We start from the raw sequence: 15,193 nt of genomic DNA, 5'->3' as shown, positions 1-15,193 counted from the left end.
ACGCTCGCGCGACGTAATTAATGGTTGTCGCGCTCGATGGCACTGATGCGCTCGACCTTCGCGCCAGAGCGCGCCGACTCGAATTCGGACTGCAGAAACGAATTGACCACGCTCTTGGCCAACTCAGGCCCGATGACCCTCGCACCGATGGACAGAATTTGCGCATCGTTGCTTTTGCGTGCGCGCTCTGCCGAATAGGTGTCGTGGGCCTGCGCCGCGCGAATGCCCAGCACTTTGTTGGCCGAAATCGCCATGCCTATCCCCGTTCCGCAAACCAGCACCCCCAGACGATGGTGCCCCTCGCTGATGGCGGTGGCCACCGCCAGTGCAATGTCCGGATACAGCACCGGCTCCATCGAATGAGTGCCGAAATCCTCGACCGGATGACCCAGCGACTGAATGTGCCGTTTCAACAACTCCTTGAGCTCCAGCCCCGCTTCATCACATCCGATGGCCACCGAAAAAGGTGCGTTCATGGCGTTTTCACTCCGCTGCCGAAAAAATCGCAGAATCGATCAAATGATCACTGCATGAAAATATTCTCAGTTATTTCGCAGCGAATTAGCCCTTTCTGTCAAGCCACATCCTGATAGCGATTCAAGAAAAATGTTATTACAGACGCAAAATCGTCTGTAAAAGGCTCAAGAATGCGGCTTTTGAAGAAACTGAAATAAAACGAGTTGACTGATCAGAATTTCATTTGATAAACATATGCTCACTTTGCGGAGCGATCAGTCGATGACATCTGCGAACCCTAATAAGAATTCACAGCACGAGGACACGCCAATGGCCCCGCCATTACTGCTCCAGGCTGAACATGTCGCCAAGGCCTATGCCGGCATTCCTGCACTGCGCGATGGGCGTCTTTCTCTGCGCGCCGGCAGCGTCCACGCCTTGTGCGGTGGCAACGGCGCAGGCAAGTCGACGTTTCTCGGCATCCTCATGGGGATCACTCAACGAGATGCCGGCGATATTTTTCTGAATGGCCAACCTGTGCACTTCAATCGTCCGAGCGATGCCTTGGCCGCCGGGATCGCGATGATCACGCAGGAACTCGAACCCATCCCCTTCATGACCGTTGCCGAAAATATCTGGCTGGGCCGAGAGCCGCGCCGCGCGGGCTGCATCGTCGATTACAAAGAACTCAACCGCCGCACCCGAGCCCTGCTCGAAGAACTGGAATTCGAAGTCGATGCCGAAAGCCCGATGCATCGCCTGAGCGTGGCGCAGATCCAGTTGGTGGAAATCGCCAAGGCATTCAGTCATGACTGCGAGGTGATGATCATGGATGAACCGACTTCAGCCATCGGCGAACGCGAGGCCGAGACGCTGTTCAAGGCGATTCGTCGCCTGACCGCACGCGGCGCCGGAATCGTTTACGTGTCCCATCGCCTGAGCGAACTTGCGCAGATCGCCGACGAATACACCATCTTTCGCGACGGCGCGTTCGTCGAAAGCGGGCGCATGGCGGACATCGACCGCGCGCACCTGGTACGTGGCATCGTCGGTCAGGAGCTGCAAAGCATCGATCACAAGATCGGGCGCGAATGCCGGAAGGAAACGTGTCTGAGCGTCGAGGGCCTGAGTCGCGACGGCGAATTTCAAGACATCAGCCTGCAAGTCCGGCCAGGTGAAATCCTTGGCATCTACGGCCTGATGGGCTCCGGTCGCAGCGAATTTCTCAACTGCATCTATGGCCTGACCTTGCCCGATTCCGGCAGCGTGATGCTCAAGGGAAAACCCCTGCCCACTGGCGTTCCGGCCTCGACCATTGCCGCCGGCATGTCACTGGTTACCGAAGACCGCAAGGAAAGCGGTCTGGTGCTCAACGGCAGCGTCATGGCCAACATCGCCCTCTCCGCCTACAAGAGCCTGTCCAGTTGGTCGCTGATCAGTGCGCGCAAGGAAAACGAACTCGCGCAGCAGATGGTCAAGCGGCTGCACATCAAGACCGCCTCCGTGAATCTGCCGGTCGAATCGATGAGCGGCGGCAATCAGCAAAAGGTGGTGCTCGCCAAATGCCTGTCGACCCAACCGATCTGCCTGCTTTGCGATGAACCCACACGTGGGATCGATGAAGGCGCCAAGCAGGAGATCTATCACCTGCTCGACGAGTTCGTGCGCGCCGGCGGGGCCGCCATCGTCGTTTCCTCCGAAGCCCCGGAATTGCTGCATCTGAGTGATCGCATCGCGGTGTTCAAGGGTGGCCGTCTGGTCACCATCAGTACTGACACCGCTCTTTCCCAGGAAGCCTTGTTGAGTCTCGCCTCATGAACACCAAGACCTTATCCGCCCCGCTTACAACCTCAGTGCCACGGCATCGGCTGCGTCTGACACTCGACCGCTTCGGCCTGCCACTGGTATTTATCCTGCTGTGCATCGTCATGGCATTCGCCAGCGAGTACTTCATGACCTGGCGCAACTGGATGGACATCCTGCGCCAGACCTCGATCAACGGGATTCTCGCCGTGGGCATGACCTACGTGATCCTGACCAAGGGCATCGACCTTTCGGTCGGCTCGATCCTGGCCTTCGCCGGACTGTGCAGCGCGCTGGTCGCAACACAAGGCTACGGCCTGCTCGCGGCAGTCAGCGCCGGGATGTTCGCCGGCGCGATGCTCGGCGTGGTCAACGGCTTCATGGTCGCCAACCTGTCCATTCCGCCGTTCGTGGCGACCCTCGGCATGCTCAGCATTGCGCGAGGCATGACCTTCATTCTCAACGACGGCAGCCCGGTCACCAACCTGCCAGAGGCCTATCTGACACTGGGCATCGGCAAGTTCGGTCCGGTCGGCATCCCCATCGTGATCTTCGCCGTGGTCGCGCTGATCTTCTGGATGGTCCTGCGTTACACCACTTACGGACGCTACGTGTACGCCGTGGGCGGAAACGAGAAAAGCGCGCGCACCTCCGGCATCGGCGTACGAAAAGTGATGTTCTCCGTGTACGTCGTGTCCGGATTGCTTGCAGGCCTGGCAGGTGTAGTGCTCTCAGCCCGAACCACCTCGGCACTGCCACAAGCGGGCATGTCCTACGAACTCGACGCCATCGCGGCCGTGGTCATCGGTGGCACCAGCCTCTCCGGCGGCACCGGCAGCATCGTCGGCACGCTGTTCGGCGCCCTGTTGATCGGCGTGATCAACAACGGCCTGAACCTGCTCGGCGTCTCCTCTTATTACCAGCAAGTAGCCAAGGGTCTGATTATCGTCCTCGCGGTACTGATCGACGTCTGGCGCAAAAGAAAACGTTAACCCCTGACATCCACTGCAACAGAACGATTACAACAATAAGGAGTTCTTTCATGAAAGCAGGCAAAACATTACTCGCTGCGCTGGCGCTATCCGCTCTCGCCAGTGGCATTGCCCAGGCGCAGACCTACAAGATCGGCGCCGCTGTCTACGGCCTCAAAGGCCAGTTCATGCAGAACTGGAAGCGCGAAATCGAGAAGCATCCGGCGGTTGTGGACGGTACCGTGAAGCTCACCGTGTTCGACGGTAACTACGATGCCATGACCCAGAACAACCAGATCGAAACCATGATGGCCCAGCACTACGACGCGATCATTTTCGTGCCGATCGACACCAATGCCAGCGTCGGTACCGTACTGCGCGCTCAAGAGGAAGGCGTTCTGGTGATCGCTTCCAATACCAAGGTCGCTAGCGACAAAGTGCCTTATGTCGGCAACGACGATGTGGAAGGCGGCCGCCTGCAAGCTCAGGCGATGGTCGACAAGATCGGCGGCAAGGGCAATGTAGTGATCATCCAGGGGCCAATCGGTCAATCGGCACAGATCGATCGCGAAAAAGGCGAAATGGAAATCCTCAAGAAAAACCCGGACATCAAAGTCATCGAAATGAAAACCGCCAACTGGTCCAGAGCTGAGGCCATGACCCTGACCGAAGACTGGCTGAACGCGCACCCCAACGGCGGTATCTCCGGCATCATCGCGCAAAACGACGACATGGCCCTAGGTGCATTGCAAGCGGTGAAATCCCGCGGACTGTCTCCAAACGACGTGCCGATCACCTCAATCGACGGCATGCCCGACGCCATCCAGGCCGCGAAGAAAGGCGAAGTCACAACCTTCCTTCAGGACGCGCAGGCGCAATCTCAAGGTGCCCTCGACGTGGCCTTGAAAAAGCTCATCGGCGCTGATTACAAGCCGCGTTCCACGATCTGGGAACGCTACGCCAAGGACGTCAAATGGGCCGACGGCAAGGATCAGCTGTACATCCTGCCTTGGGTGCCCGTGCTCAACAGCAATGCCGACGCGTTGTACCAGCAGGTCAGTGCAGCCAACTGATACTCGTCAACCATTCACAACCCGCGCGGGCCGTCATGGCCCGCCATGTCAGGAGCCAAGCCATGTCCGGATTCATCAACCGCGCTTTCAACTTCAGCGGACGTTGCGCCGTGATCACCGGTGGCGGCGCCGGGATTGGCCTGGCTTGCGCCACCTTGCTCGCCGAATGCGGCGCGCGAGTGGCTCTGCTCGATCGTGACCCGGCGGTGGAATCCGTGGCCGCAAGCCTGGGCAGTGAACACGTCGGGGTAGTCGCCGATTTGCGCCAGCTCGACCAGGTACAAAACGCCATAGACAGCATCGCGGCCCGCTTTGGTCGCATCGACTGCCTGATCAACAGCGCTGGCGTGGTGTTCCTCGATAAAGCACTGAATGTGAGTGAAGACGCCTGGGACAGCACCCTGGATATCAACCTCAAGGCCAGCTTCTTCGTCGCTCAGGCCTGCGCCCGGCATATGATCGAGCAAGGCCAGGGACGCATCGTGAACCTGGCCTCGCAAGCCGCCATCGTCGGCCTCGACCAGCACGTGGCCTACTGCGCAAGCAAGGCTGCGGTGGTGGGCATGACCAAAGTTCTAGCCATGGAATGGGCAGCACATGGCATCACCGTCAACGCCGTATCGCCGACCGTCGTCGAAACCGCGCTGGGCAAGAAAGCCTGGGCCGGCGAGCGCGGCGAACAGGCGAAGAAACAAATCCCTGTAGGTCGCTTCGCCCAGCCGGAAGAAGTCGCCGGGCTGGTGCTGTACCTGCTCAGTGGCGCCGCACAAATGGTCACCGGCGAAAATGTGGTGATCGATGGCGGCTACAGCATTCAGTGACACAACATCCTTTTTTTGTGAGGTCTTCCATGTCCGCCGTTATCGAACGTAGCGCTACAACGTCCAGCGACCACCTCAACCCGGTCATCCCGGCGACCATGCAGGCCGTGGTCTGCCATGGCCCTGAAGATTACCGGCTGGAGGAAGTCGCGGTGCCGACGCCCGGCCCTGAGGAAATCCTGACCAAGGTTGAGCTGTGCGGCATCTGCATGGGCGACATCAAGACCTACCGCGGCGCCCCTTCGTTCTGGGGCGACGCTGAACAACCGCGCTACGTCAAACCGCCGATGATTCCCGGCCATGAGTTCGTCTGTCGCGTCGTCGCGCTGGGCCCAGGCGCCGAGAAACGTGGCGTCAAAGTCGGCGACCGGGTGATTTCCGAACAGATCGTGCCGTGCTGGGGTTGCCGCTTTTGCAACCATGGCCAGTACTGGATGTGCCAGAAGCACGACTTGTACGGCTTCCAGAACAACGTTCAAGGCGCAATGGCGCAGTACATGATCTTCACCAAGGAAGGCATCGTGCACAAAGTGCCGGACGAGATCGCGCCCGACGAAGCAATCCTGATCGAGCCCCTGGCCTGCTCACTGCATGCCGCCGACCGCGCCGATGTCGGGCTGGATGACATTGTGGTAGTGGCGGGCGCTGGCACCTTGGGCCTGGGGATTATCGGCGCAGTTCGCCTGCGCAATCCAAAACGCCTGATTGTGCTGGATATGAAACCCGAACGCGCCGAGCTTGCCCTGCGTATGGGTGCCGACGAAGTGTGGAATCCGGCGCAGGAAGACGTGTTGCAGAAGATCCGCGACATCACGGAAGGCTATGGCTGCGACATATATATAGAGGCCACCGGTCATCACAAGGCGGTGAACCAGGGCCTGGCGATGCTGCGCAAGCTGGGCCGCTTCGTCGAATTCAGCGTATTCAACGATGAAGCCACGGTGGACTGGTCGATCATCGGCGACCGCAAGGAACTGGACGTGCTCGGTTCGCACCTTGGGCCATACATGTATCCACGGGCAATCGACTTCATCGGCAATCGCAAGATTGACATGCGCGATGTGGTCACGCACAAATTCGCACTGGCCGATTTCAAAGAAGCCTTCGCGGTCATGGAACGTGGCGATCGCTCCCTGAAAGTGGTGCTTGAGCCCTGATCGATACGCCGACTGAACAAGAAAAAGAACAAGGAAAACGCGTCATGAATCGAGTGATAAACGATGCGGATCTGGTGGTCGAGGACATGCTGCGCGGCATCCTCGTCGCCCATCCACAATTGCGTCAGTACGAAAGCAACCCACGGGTGATCACCAAGGCCAAGGCATCAAGCGCAGGTCAGGTCGGCATTGTCACTGGCGGTGGTTCAGGACATGAGCCGGCATTTCTCGGTTACGTCGGGCCAGGCCTGGTCGATGCCGTGGCGGTCGGCGAAATCTTCTCCTCCCCCACTGCCAAAAGCTTCTTCGATGCGTTTCGCGCTGCCGACCAGGGCGCAGGCATCGCCTGTCTGTACGGCAACTACGCTGGCGACAACATGAACGTGAAGCTGGCGATGAAAATGGCTGCCAGCAAAGACCTCGAGGTTCGCACGGTCGTCGCCAATGACGATGTGGCCTCCGCCCCTCGCGAAGACATCGCCAAACGCCGCGGCGTCGCGGGCGAAATTTTCATGTGGAAAATCGGCGGTGCGGCAGCGATGCAGGGTTATGACCTGAGCGGCGTGATCCGCGTCGCGCAGAAGGCTGTGGATAACTGCCGCTCCATCGGAGTCGGCTTGACGCCATGCACCATCGCCGCCGTCGGCAAACCGAACTTCCAGATCCCCGACGGACAGATGGAGCTGGGAATCGGCCACCATGGCGAGCCTGGTATTGAGGTGGTCGCCATCGAGCCAGCCGCGGCGATGGCCGAACGCATGCTCAAGCCGATTCTTGCCGACCGCGATTTCAATCAGGACGACAGCGTTGTGGTACTGGTCTCGGGCCTTGGTGCGACACCAGTCATGGAGCTGTACATTCTTTACGCCGAAGTGGAGCGCCTTCTTACCGACAAAGGCCTGAAAATTCATCGCTGCTACGTCGGAAACTACTTCACGTCGCTGGAAATGATGGGCGTGACTTTGACCCTGTTAGGGCTGGATGACGAACTGAAGACCCTGATCGATCAACCCTGCCAGTCCATCGGCATGACCCAGACGGAGTAAATCATGAGCCAGCATTTTTCCAGCGCTGATGGCAGCGCCATTGTCGGCGACCTGGTCAGCGTGATCGTCGCTAACCGCGAATACCTCAGCGAAGTGGACGGCGCCATTGGCGATGGTGACCACGGCATCAATATGGCCAAGGGTTTCGCCCTCTGTGGACGAACCATCGAAGGCAAACGACTGAGTCTGGCTGAAGCGCTCGACGAGCTGACCCTGAGCCTGATGGAAGGCATTGGCGGTTCGATGGGTCCGCTCTACGGCAGCCTGTTCATCGGCATGGCCAACGAAGTGCGCGACACACAGACAATCGATGCAGCGCAATTCGCCAGGCTGTTGCGAGGTGGTCTGACATCGTTGCAGGACATCACCGACGCAGGCGTGGGCGATAAGTGCCTGATGGACACACTGATTCCCGCTGTCGAAGCGGCTGAAAATGCTGCTCGCGAGGGCGAGTCGTTTGATGAACTGCTGGCGCAGGTGAAAGCAGCCGCAGCCAAGGGCCGCGATTCGACGAAAGACCTGATAGCGAAAATCGGCCGCGCCAGTCGCCTGGGCGAACGATCGGTGGGAGTGCTGGATGCGGGGGCTGTGTCGTGTTGCCTGATTCTGACGCGACTGGCGGATTCGGTTGAACCAAGACTGCTGGAGTAAGGCGCTGGTCAGTGAAAATGCCCCTTCAGGACGGGGCATGTGCATTTTGTAAGGCGTTAGTTTTCCTGGAACGACGAACGTCAGTTGCTCAGTGCCGTTGATCCAAATGGCGGGCAGTGGCAATACAGTTATGACGACGCCGGCAACCTGAGTGCGACTGAGGATCCGCTGAGCCGGATCGACTCGACGTTGTGGCTGGAGCACTGGTCGCTGCCTCGCGTGGAAACCGACGCAGCAGGCCACAGCTGGCAATATCGCTACAACGCTCGCGGCAACTGCACCCACGAGGCCGACCCGCTGGGGTATGTCACTCAGTACCGCTACGACGAACGCGGTCAGGTGATCGAGATCGTCGATGCCGCTGGCAAGAGCAAAAAGCTTTGCTGGAATGACTTCGGGCAGCTCATCCAGCACATCGACTGTTCCGGCTACCGGACGGCGTTCAGTTACGACCGACGTGGCAATCTGCAGAGCATCACCAATGCACTGGGTGAGCGCACGGTTTATCGTTACGACGTCCAGGGTCGGCTGCTGAGCAGCGAATGGCCTGACGGACGAGTGGAGCACTATCAGCGGGACGTCAGCAGAGCGCTCACGGGTTATACCGATCCTGCGGGCCACACCACTGCCTATCGATACGACGCGCGAGGGCAAGTACGGCGGCGAATCGATGTCCATAATCGGCAGGTGCAGTTCAGCTACGACCCTTACGGGCGATCGCGAGACCGGACTGCACTACAACACCTTCAGGTTCTATGATCCGGATGTGGGAAGGTTCACGACGCCTGATCCGATAGGGTTGGCGGGAGGGATCAACCTCTACCAGTACGCGCCGAATCCGGTCGGGTGGGTGGATCCGTGGGGTTGGAAGCCCTGTTTCAGAGATACAAAAGCCCAAGCTCATGCTGAGTCGATTATCAACAGACACGGCGGAATTGCAGCCGGTGAAAACAGATATAAGATGCCAAATCGACGTGCTGCACGACAGGCTGCCTCAGAGATCGCTGGGGGTTTAGGCTCAAAACCCCTTCCGATCACAAAATCAGAGTTTCGCGGGGGACCACCTTCATGGAGGAATTCCCAAGGCAAAATCGGAATGAAAAACCAGTCCGATACATCGGGTTGGAGAGATGACTCACCCGGCCACCCTCAGCTAGGCGCCGGGCCTCACGTGAACGCCTGGAATGTCGACAGGGGAATCACATCAAATCTTCATCTAGACTACTGATATGAAAAAAATAGCCATACGTTCAAGTTCGAATTTAGAAAAAGCGCTAAAGGACAATGTGCAGCCATATTGGTACAGCGTCCTACAAACCGACGGTCAAGTTTCTCCGACGTCGGAAAAAAACCCTTGGAATGAAGACGTCGCAGAGCTTGAAAAAACTGTTTATCTTGTGGACGACTGCGTTCTTACAATTCGTCCCGCGCGCTATGCATTGAAGAACGATGGAGCAGGAGACTATGAGAAAGACCATTATTTTTTGGAGATTTCGAATCAAGACGGCTCGTCTATCTTCAGTTCAAACCGGGTCTACTCATGGGAGGACGTGAACAATTTAGCCATTTACTTCAAGGGACTTTCCTTCACAGCAGCTACCAGAATCTGGAAATCCAAAAAAATCTGATTCATCGAGTTTCTAGGCTCTAGAGTCAAAAAGTAGGAGCAACTCACCCATACAACATGGGTGAGCCCTCGCCCTTAAATCAAATCTCCCCCTTCTCCTCAATCACCGCCCCCTTGGTCTTCCCATGAGGATCTGGCACCTTCACCGACGGAAACTGCGACGACGCATACCGCACCACCAGGATCGCGAAGGCCAGCAGAAGAATTGCACCGCTGAGGTACACGACGCCCAGATCCGGTGGGGCGTGGTGCGAGACGTCGGAGATAAGCAGGCGCGTCAGCGCGGTGATTGCGACATAGATGAGGAAGCGTACCGGCATGTGGTTGGTCTTGAAGTAGATCCCCACCATCGCGCCCAATTCCAGATAGATGAACAACAGCAGGATGTCGTCGACCGCGATATGCCCCTTATCCAGCATGCCCAGAAATGCCATGACCGCAGCCCAGGCGGTGACGGCGCCGATGGCGAACAGTGCCAGGTAGTGGAAGGTCTCGACGAACAGATTACCCAGCGACTCGGCACAGCTGTGTACGTGCTGACGGAGGGACTCGGCCCAGTTGATTTTCACGATGTACTTCCTTGAATGGCCCGGAACGGATGATGCCGCGCGCGTATGACGCTTTTGCTTGCGCTTTGAGCCAAGCATTAAAGGGGCCATCGGCTATGGTTGAGAACGTGACCCATTGTCGCAAGGCGGATCGCTGGCGTTGAAAAGCGTGTGAATTGCCACTACCCAAGCAGCATCGATTCCCTTATGCTGCGCACTGTATAAAAACACAGTACCCGCTAAAGATATTTATCGTGAAGGCATATGAGGTGGTAAATGGCCGTCGAAGTGGTATACCGCAGCAGCCGAGATCTGGAGCGTTTGTTCATGGATAAAGCCGAAGCTGACCGTCATGACAAAATGCTCGAACTCGCCGAGCTGCTGTCCAGCGTATTGAGCAAAGCCGTACCGTCCCTGTCCGAAGCACAGGTTGAAGAGGCTGGCATCTACATGGCGAAAAACCGTGATGTTTTCGCCCGTGCGTTCAAGAACCAACCCGATGCGTTGAATGAACTGCTCAGCGATACGGCTGAAGAATAAGCCGTACAGCGCAACGTTTTGGTAACACATACCTGTAGCAGTCCGGCTTGCCGGCGGTTTCAATTGCAAATACGCCCACGCCAGCAAGCCATGCTGCTACAGATACGCATCGCTTGCAGTCATTCCGGTTTTTCCAGTTCCTCAACCAGTGCTTTGAAGAACCGCGCCGCTTCGCCGCCTGTCACGGCGCGATGGTCGAAGGTCAGTGACAGCGGCAATATCGGGTGCACCACGACCTGACCATCCATCGCCACTGGCTCTTCGCGAATGCCACCCGCTCCGATGATCGCCACTTGCGGCGGCACAACCACCGGGTTGGCGTAGCGCCCGAACAGCGTGCCGAAGTTTGACAGGGTGATGGTAGCGCCCATCATTTCCCGCGGCGGAATCGAGCGTGCCTTGACGTCCGCCCGGAGGCGATTCATGCCCTCTTTCAAATCCACCGACTGACGATTGCCAACGTCGCGCAGAACTGGCACGAACAAGCCGTCCGGCGTGTCCACGGCAATTCCCAAGTCGAGATTATCGTGCTGCTTGATCGACAGCGACTTGCCGTCGAACCAGCTGTTGAGCACCGGCTCTACTTTGCTGGCCGCCGCCATGGCTTTGCCGAGGCGGATCAAGGGATCGCGCGCCGAACCCCAACGATGCAGGTCGGCGTCGCCGAAGATCGTCACAGGGACCACCTCGGCGTGGGACTTGGCCATGTTCAGCGCCATACTGCGCCGCACGCCACGTAGCTTTTCGCCGCCAAACTTGTCGCGCTCGGCCTGAGAGGCGTTTTCCACATCGGCGCGAGTGATCAGCCCGTCACTGCCTGAGCCGCTGAGGGCGTTGAGCTCAACGCCCAATTGACGCGCCAGTTGCCGAACCGCAGGCGTCGCCCGAGTCGACATATGCTCACGGGTCGAGGGCGCGGCACCAACGAAGAACTCATCGCCCTGACTGTTCCCCCCGCCCTCCAGGCGCCCGACCACTGTTCCCGCGTCGCCCTCCCCTTCGAACGCCATCAGCGGTTCGCCGACATGCAGAATATCGCCATCGCTGCCATAAACCTTGGCCACCACGCCATCATACGGCGCGGGAATGTCGACGATGGCTTTGGCGGTTTCCACTGACACCACCAGTTGATCAGCCTTCACCGTATCGCCAGCCTTGACATGCCACTCGACGATTTCCGCTTCCTGCAACCCTTCGCCCAGATCGGGCAATTTGAAATATTTCATCGCAAGCCTCCTCGGCCGTCAGGCGAAATTCAGGGCACTGTCGCAAGCGTGAAGAATGTCCTCGACGCTCGGGATATACAGCTGCTCCAACCGGTACAGCGGCGGTGGAATGTCTGGTGCTGTGACCCGTTGAATCGGCGCCTGCAGATCGAGCAGTACACGCTCGTAAAGGCTGGCGGCGATTTCCCCACCCAGCCCGCCGGAACGTGGCGCCTCATGAATGATCACGCAGCGCCCGGTTTTTCGTACCGACGCCTCCAGCGTGTCGAGGTCCAGCGGCTTGACGCAGGCCACATCGATCACCTCCGCCGACACACCTCGTTCGCCCAGCGCCGTTGCGGCCTGCAAGGTTTCGTGGACACTGGCACCCCAGCTGATCAACGTGATGTCGCTGCCTTCGCGCAGGGTGAAACAAGTGTCCAGCGGCAGGCGTTTACCATCGTCGGCCAAGATCTGCGGATTCATTCGATAGAGCCGCGTGGGCTCAAGGAAAATCACCGGATCAGGATCGTCGATGGCGGCCAGCAACAGGCCATAAGCTCTGGCAGGCGACGACGGAATCACCACGCGCAGTCCTGGCACGTGGGCGAACATCGCCTCGGTGCTTTCGCTGTGATGTTCCGGCGCGCGAATGCCGGCGCCCATGGGCGAGCGCATGACCATCGGGCAGCTCAACCGCCCCCGTGTGCGATTGCGCATACGCGCGGCGTGGGATACCAGGTGCTCCATCGCGGCATAGATGAACCCCAGGAACTGGATTTCCACGATCGGCTTCAGGCCCTGCGCGGCCATGCCGACCACCAGTCCGCCGAGCATGGTTTCCGCCAGCGGCGAGTCGATTACCCGCTTGAAGCCAAATGTCTCACGCAGGCCCTGAGTGGCGCGAAACACGCCGCCGTTGACGCCGACATCCTCGCCCAGCACCACGACGTTTTCGTCTTCGCTCATGGCTCGGTGCATCGCCAGATTGACGGCTTCCAGCAGGCTGACTTTTTTGTCTGTGGGCAGTTTTTCCGTGGACAGATCATTCGCCATGATCGGCACCTCCGTTGCGACGAGCCACACGCTCCAGGAACCACTCTCGCTGATCGGCCAATGGTGTCGGCCATTTCGCGTAAACATGGTCGATCACTGACTCCGGCGCCTGGTTACCTGCGCTTTCGAAGTTGTCCACAGACTTCTGAACCAAGCCCTGGCACTCGGTAATCAGCGCCTGCTCACGCCGTTCGTCCCAGACACCCTGGCTGGCCATGAACGATTGCAGACGTTTGATCGGTTCCTCTTGCCAGGCCTGCTTGACCTCATCAGCGGCACGATAACGGGTGGCGTCGTCCGCGGTAGTGTGATCGCCGAGTCGATAACTCAGACATTCCAGCAACACCGGACCCTTGCCCTTCCGTGCTCGTTCAAGGGCAACCTGCATGCGGTCATACACGGCAAGGATGTCGTTGCCGTCAACCTGCTCGCCGTGGAACCCGGCGCCAATGGCTTTCTGCGCCAGCGTCGGTGCGCCGCACTGGATCCGCCGGGGCACGGAAATCGCCCACTGGTTATTGTTGATCACGAACACCACCGGCAACTGCCAAGCGCCCGCCACGTTCAGCGCTTCAAGGAAGTCGCCCTTGCTGGTGGCCCCATCGCCGCAGGTCGTTACGGCTACGCGATGCTCGCCCCGAATCTTGAACGCGCTGGCCACGCCGCAGGCATGCAGCGCCTGGGTAGCGATTGGCACACAAAGAGGAAAATCCTCAGCCACGGCGGGTTCGGCATAATCGCTGCCGCGTTCGTCGCCACCCCAATACAGCAGGATCTCTTCCATACGAACGCCGCGCATCAGTTGCACGGCGGTGTCGCGGTAATAAGGAATCAGCACGTCTTCGGCGTGCATCAGACTGCCAATCGCGACACCGATGGCCTCCTGACCGAGGGTCGGCGCATAGGTGCCGATGCGCCCGGTGCGCTGTAACGCGACGGCTTTCTGGTCGAAAAGTCGGGTGAGGACCATTTGCCGGTAGAGACGCGTGAGAAGGTTGAAGTCATCGGCCCATTGGGGAAGTTCTCCGGTCAGGCGACCGTCGGGCGAAAGATAACGGGTGTACGCAAGCTTGATCTTGTTATTGGACATTGCACACTCCTGACGCGCTTCGGGTTTATCGCGCGCGATGGTCATGCTCGCAGCTTGTGGTAGCGAGCGTGATTCGAAAAATCCCGGTAAGGGCTTATTCGAGATTCAACAGGCGTTCTGCCAACGCATCGGCTACCCGCGCGGGTGAGCGCTTCTCGGCCTGGGCATGGGCAAATACTTCAGTCAGCCGTGTTCCTATCTGAGACAGATGCGCGGTAATGGTGTTCTGGTTTTCTCCTTGGTGTTGTAGCGCGACGTAGATCAGCCCGCCGGAGTTGATGACGTAATCGGGGGCGTAGAGGATGCCGCGGGTTTCGAGCTGATCGGCTATGGCTGCGCAGCTGAGTTGATTGTTGGCACCGCCGGCCACGGCGGCGCAACGCATTTTGGCCACGCTGTGGCTGTTGAGCACCCCGCCCAACCCGCAGGGCGCAAGGATGTCGCAAGGGGTGCTGAGCAGCGCCTCACTGGCGACGGGTTTGGCGCCCATTTGCTCCATCGCGAGCTGCACCTTACCGCTGTCCAGATCGGCAACCAGTAATTCGGCACCTGCGGCGTGGAGCTGTTCGGCCAATGCCCAGCCCACATGGCCCAGTCCCTGAATCGCCACCCGCAGCCCTTCAAGGTTGTCACTGCCCAGCCGCGCCATGGCGGTGGCTCGAAGCCCGGCATAAAGGCCCATCGCGGTGTAGGTCGTAGGGTCACCGGACTCAGTAGTGGTGGTGACGTGCTGGGTGTATTGCGCGATGCAGTCCATGTCTTCGCGGGACGTACCGCTGTCGATGGCAGTGATGTAACGGCCGTCCAGCGTCTGGACGAAACGCCCGAACGCTTCGAACAGCGCGGAGCGATCCGGCACGTGGGCAGGACGCAGGATCACGGCCGTTCCGCCGCCCAGCGACAAGCCCGCCAGAACGGCCTTGTAGCTCATGTTCCTCGCCAACTGGATAGCGTCGTCTATGGCACTCTCTTCGTTTGGATAGGACAGATAGCGACAGCCGCCCAGCGCTGGGCCCTTCAAACTACTGTGGATCGCGATCACCGCTTTGAGGCAGGTATGGGGATCGACGATCATGTGCAGCGATTGAACGCGTGAGTTTTGCATGAGAGCGAACATAGGCAGTGCTCCCGTTTTTTGTATTGCGAGTA

Annotated in this window: 16 protein-coding genes and 1 pseudogene; 11 read left to right on the top strand and 6 right to left on the bottom strand. The window is 58.9% G+C overall.

Features of this window, described 5'->3' with window-relative positions:
• Positions 1 to 17 precede the first annotated feature (17 nt).
• Entirely contained in the window at positions 18 to 476 is a 459-nt protein-coding gene (gene rpiB / locus ACRER8_RS13540; protein WP_431746763.1) for a ribose 5-phosphate isomerase B, read from the bottom strand.
• A gap of 310 nt (positions 477 to 786) precedes the next feature.
• Between rpiB and ACRER8_RS13535 the strand changes: the two genes are divergently transcribed.
• From ACRER8_RS13535 to ACRER8_RS13490, 10 genes and pseudogenes are all read left to right on the top strand, one after another.
• Positions 787 to 2,274, top strand: a complete 1,488-nt coding sequence (locus ACRER8_RS13535; protein ID WP_431746762.1) for a sugar ABC transporter ATP-binding protein — start codon at positions 787 to 789, stop codon at positions 2,272 to 2,274.
• Entirely contained in the window at positions 2,271 to 3,251 is a 981-nt protein-coding gene (locus ACRER8_RS13530; protein ID WP_431746761.1) for an ABC transporter permease, read from the top strand. Before ACRER8_RS13535 ends, ACRER8_RS13530 begins: the two co-directional genes overlap by 4 nt.
• Before the next feature lie 50 nt (positions 3,252 to 3,301).
• The gene (locus tag ACRER8_RS13525; RefSeq protein ID WP_431746760.1) at positions 3,302 to 4,303 is read left to right on the top strand and encodes a substrate-binding domain-containing protein; all 1,002 of its coding nucleotides are present in this window, start codon (positions 3,302 to 3,304) and stop codon (positions 4,301 to 4,303) included.
• A 62-nt stretch (positions 4,304 to 4,365) separates the two neighbouring features.
• The gene (locus tag ACRER8_RS13520) at positions 4,366 to 5,124 is read left to right on the top strand and encodes an SDR family oxidoreductase (protein WP_431746759.1); all 759 of its coding nucleotides are present in this window, start codon (positions 4,366 to 4,368) and stop codon (positions 5,122 to 5,124) included.
• 29 nt (positions 5,125 to 5,153) lie between these two features.
• Entirely contained in the window at positions 5,154 to 6,281 is a 1,128-nt protein-coding gene (locus ACRER8_RS13515) for an MDR/zinc-dependent alcohol dehydrogenase-like family protein (protein WP_431746758.1), read from the top strand.
• 44 nt (positions 6,282 to 6,325) lie between these two features.
• Entirely contained in the window at positions 6,326 to 7,327 is a 1,002-nt protein-coding gene (locus ACRER8_RS13510; RefSeq protein WP_431746757.1) for a dihydroxyacetone kinase subunit DhaK, read from the top strand.
• A 3-nt stretch (positions 7,328 to 7,330) separates the two neighbouring features.
• A complete protein-coding gene (gene dhaL, locus ACRER8_RS13505) occupies positions 7,331 to 7,978 on the top strand; it encodes a dihydroxyacetone kinase subunit DhaL (protein WP_431746756.1) in 648 nt (215 codons plus the stop codon).
• Between the two features lie 60 nt (positions 7,979 to 8,038).
• A pseudogene (locus tag ACRER8_RS13500) lies at positions 8,039 to 8,695 on the top strand (RHS repeat-associated core domain-containing protein); the annotation flags it as partial.
• Positions 8,649 to 9,206 carry an RHS repeat-associated core domain-containing protein gene (locus ACRER8_RS13495; RefSeq protein ID WP_431746755.1) on the top strand — a complete coding sequence of 186 codons (558 nt, stop codon included), beginning with the start codon at positions 8,649 to 8,651 and terminating at the stop codon, positions 9,204 to 9,206. The pseudogene ACRER8_RS13500 and the gene ACRER8_RS13495, both read left to right, overlap by 47 nt.
• A 1-nt stretch (position 9,207) precedes the next feature.
• Positions 9,208 to 9,606, top strand: coding sequence for a hypothetical protein (locus ACRER8_RS13490; RefSeq protein WP_431746754.1), 399 nt, complete (start codon positions 9,208 to 9,210; stop codon positions 9,604 to 9,606).
• Between the two features lie 79 nt (positions 9,607 to 9,685).
• Here the strand turns inward: ACRER8_RS13490 and ACRER8_RS13485 are convergent, their stop codons facing one another.
• Positions 9,686 to 10,174 carry a phosphate-starvation-inducible protein PsiE gene (locus tag ACRER8_RS13485; RefSeq protein WP_431746753.1) on the bottom strand — a complete coding sequence of 163 codons (489 nt, stop codon included), beginning with the start codon at positions 10,172 to 10,174 and terminating at the stop codon, positions 9,686 to 9,688.
• Between the two features lie 255 nt (positions 10,175 to 10,429).
• Between ACRER8_RS13485 and ACRER8_RS13480 the strand changes: the two genes are divergently transcribed.
• Complete coding sequence (locus ACRER8_RS13480) at positions 10,430 to 10,693, top strand: YebG family protein (RefSeq protein ID WP_431746752.1); 264 nt, start codon at positions 10,430 to 10,432, stop codon at positions 10,691 to 10,693.
• A 119-nt stretch (positions 10,694 to 10,812) separates the two neighbouring features.
• Here the strand turns inward: ACRER8_RS13480 and ACRER8_RS13475 are convergent, their stop codons facing one another.
• The 4 genes from ACRER8_RS13475 to ACRER8_RS13460 all read right to left on the bottom strand — a co-directional run bounded on the left by ACRER8_RS13475 (position 10,813) and on the right by ACRER8_RS13460 (position 15,161).
• Positions 10,813 to 11,919 (bottom strand): dihydrolipoamide acetyltransferase family protein, encoded by a 1,107-nt coding sequence (locus ACRER8_RS13475; RefSeq protein WP_431746751.1) that lies wholly within the window; start codon positions 11,917 to 11,919, stop codon positions 10,813 to 10,815.
• Positions 11,920 to 11,937: 18 nt separating this feature from the next.
• The gene (locus ACRER8_RS13470; RefSeq protein ID WP_431746750.1) at positions 11,938 to 12,954 is read right to left on the bottom strand and encodes an alpha-ketoacid dehydrogenase subunit beta; all 1,017 of its coding nucleotides are present in this window, start codon (positions 12,952 to 12,954) and stop codon (positions 11,938 to 11,940) included.
• A complete protein-coding gene (pdhA, locus tag ACRER8_RS13465; protein WP_431746749.1) occupies positions 12,944 to 14,044 on the bottom strand; it encodes a pyruvate dehydrogenase (acetyl-transferring) E1 component subunit alpha in 1,101 nt (366 codons plus the stop codon). Before pdhA ends, ACRER8_RS13470 begins: the two co-directional genes overlap by 11 nt.
• 94 nt (positions 14,045 to 14,138) lie before the next feature.
• Entirely contained in the window at positions 14,139 to 15,161 is a 1,023-nt protein-coding gene (locus tag ACRER8_RS13460) for a Glu/Leu/Phe/Val dehydrogenase dimerization domain-containing protein (protein ID WP_431746748.1), read from the bottom strand.
• Positions 15,162 to 15,193: the final 32 nt, after the last annotated feature.

Origin of the sequence: Pseudomonas sp. (assembly GCF_050739935.1) — a bacterium.
GTDB lineage: Bacteria > Pseudomonadota > Gammaproteobacteria > Pseudomonadales > Pseudomonadaceae > Aquipseudomonas.
Note: the sequence above shows the minus strand (reverse complement) of the source record. Positions and strands in the feature narration are given on the sequence as shown.

What these genes read in the sequence shown, in the direction of transcription:
- ACRER8_RS13535 (WP_431746762.1), top strand. Translation starts at nt 787, where the DNA reads ATGGCCCCGCCATTACTGCTCCAGGCTGAACATGTCGCCAAGGCCTAT.
- ACRER8_RS13525 (WP_431746760.1), top strand. Translation starts at nt 3,302, where the DNA reads ATGAAAGCAGGCAAAACATTACTCGCTGCGCTGGCGCTATCCGCTCTC.
- rpiB (WP_431746763.1), bottom strand. Translation starts at nt 476, where the DNA reads ATGAACGCACCTTTTTCGGTGGCCATCGGATGTGATGAAGCGGGGCTG.
- ACRER8_RS13490 (WP_431746754.1), top strand. Translation starts at nt 9,208, where the DNA reads ATGAAAAAAATAGCCATACGTTCAAGTTCGAATTTAGAAAAAGCGCTA.
- ACRER8_RS13530 (WP_431746761.1), top strand. Translation starts at nt 2,271, where the DNA reads ATGAACACCAAGACCTTATCCGCCCCGCTTACAACCTCAGTGCCACGG.
- ACRER8_RS13510 (WP_431746757.1), top strand. Translation starts at nt 6,326, where the DNA reads ATGAATCGAGTGATAAACGATGCGGATCTGGTGGTCGAGGACATGCTG.
- ACRER8_RS13515 (WP_431746758.1), top strand. Translation starts at nt 5,154, where the DNA reads ATGTCCGCCGTTATCGAACGTAGCGCTACAACGTCCAGCGACCACCTC.
- dhaL (WP_431746756.1), top strand. Translation starts at nt 7,331, where the DNA reads ATGAGCCAGCATTTTTCCAGCGCTGATGGCAGCGCCATTGTCGGCGAC.
- ACRER8_RS13475 (WP_431746751.1), bottom strand. Translation starts at nt 11,919, where the DNA reads ATGAAATATTTCAAATTGCCCGATCTGGGCGAAGGGTTGCAGGAAGCG.
- ACRER8_RS13470 (WP_431746750.1), bottom strand. Translation starts at nt 12,954, where the DNA reads ATGGCGAATGATCTGTCCACGGAAAAACTGCCCACAGACAAAAAAGTC.
- ACRER8_RS13495 (WP_431746755.1), top strand. Translation starts at nt 8,649, where the DNA reads ATGTCCATAATCGGCAGGTGCAGTTCAGCTACGACCCTTACGGGCGAT.
- pdhA (WP_431746749.1), bottom strand. Translation starts at nt 14,044, where the DNA reads ATGTCCAATAACAAGATCAAGCTTGCGTACACCCGTTATCTTTCGCCC.
- ACRER8_RS13480 (WP_431746752.1), top strand. Translation starts at nt 10,430, where the DNA reads ATGGCCGTCGAAGTGGTATACCGCAGCAGCCGAGATCTGGAGCGTTTG.
- ACRER8_RS13460 (WP_431746748.1), bottom strand. Translation starts at nt 15,161, where the DNA reads ATGTTCGCTCTCATGCAAAACTCACGCGTTCAATCGCTGCACATGATC.
- ACRER8_RS13520 (WP_431746759.1), top strand. Translation starts at nt 4,366, where the DNA reads ATGTCCGGATTCATCAACCGCGCTTTCAACTTCAGCGGACGTTGCGCC.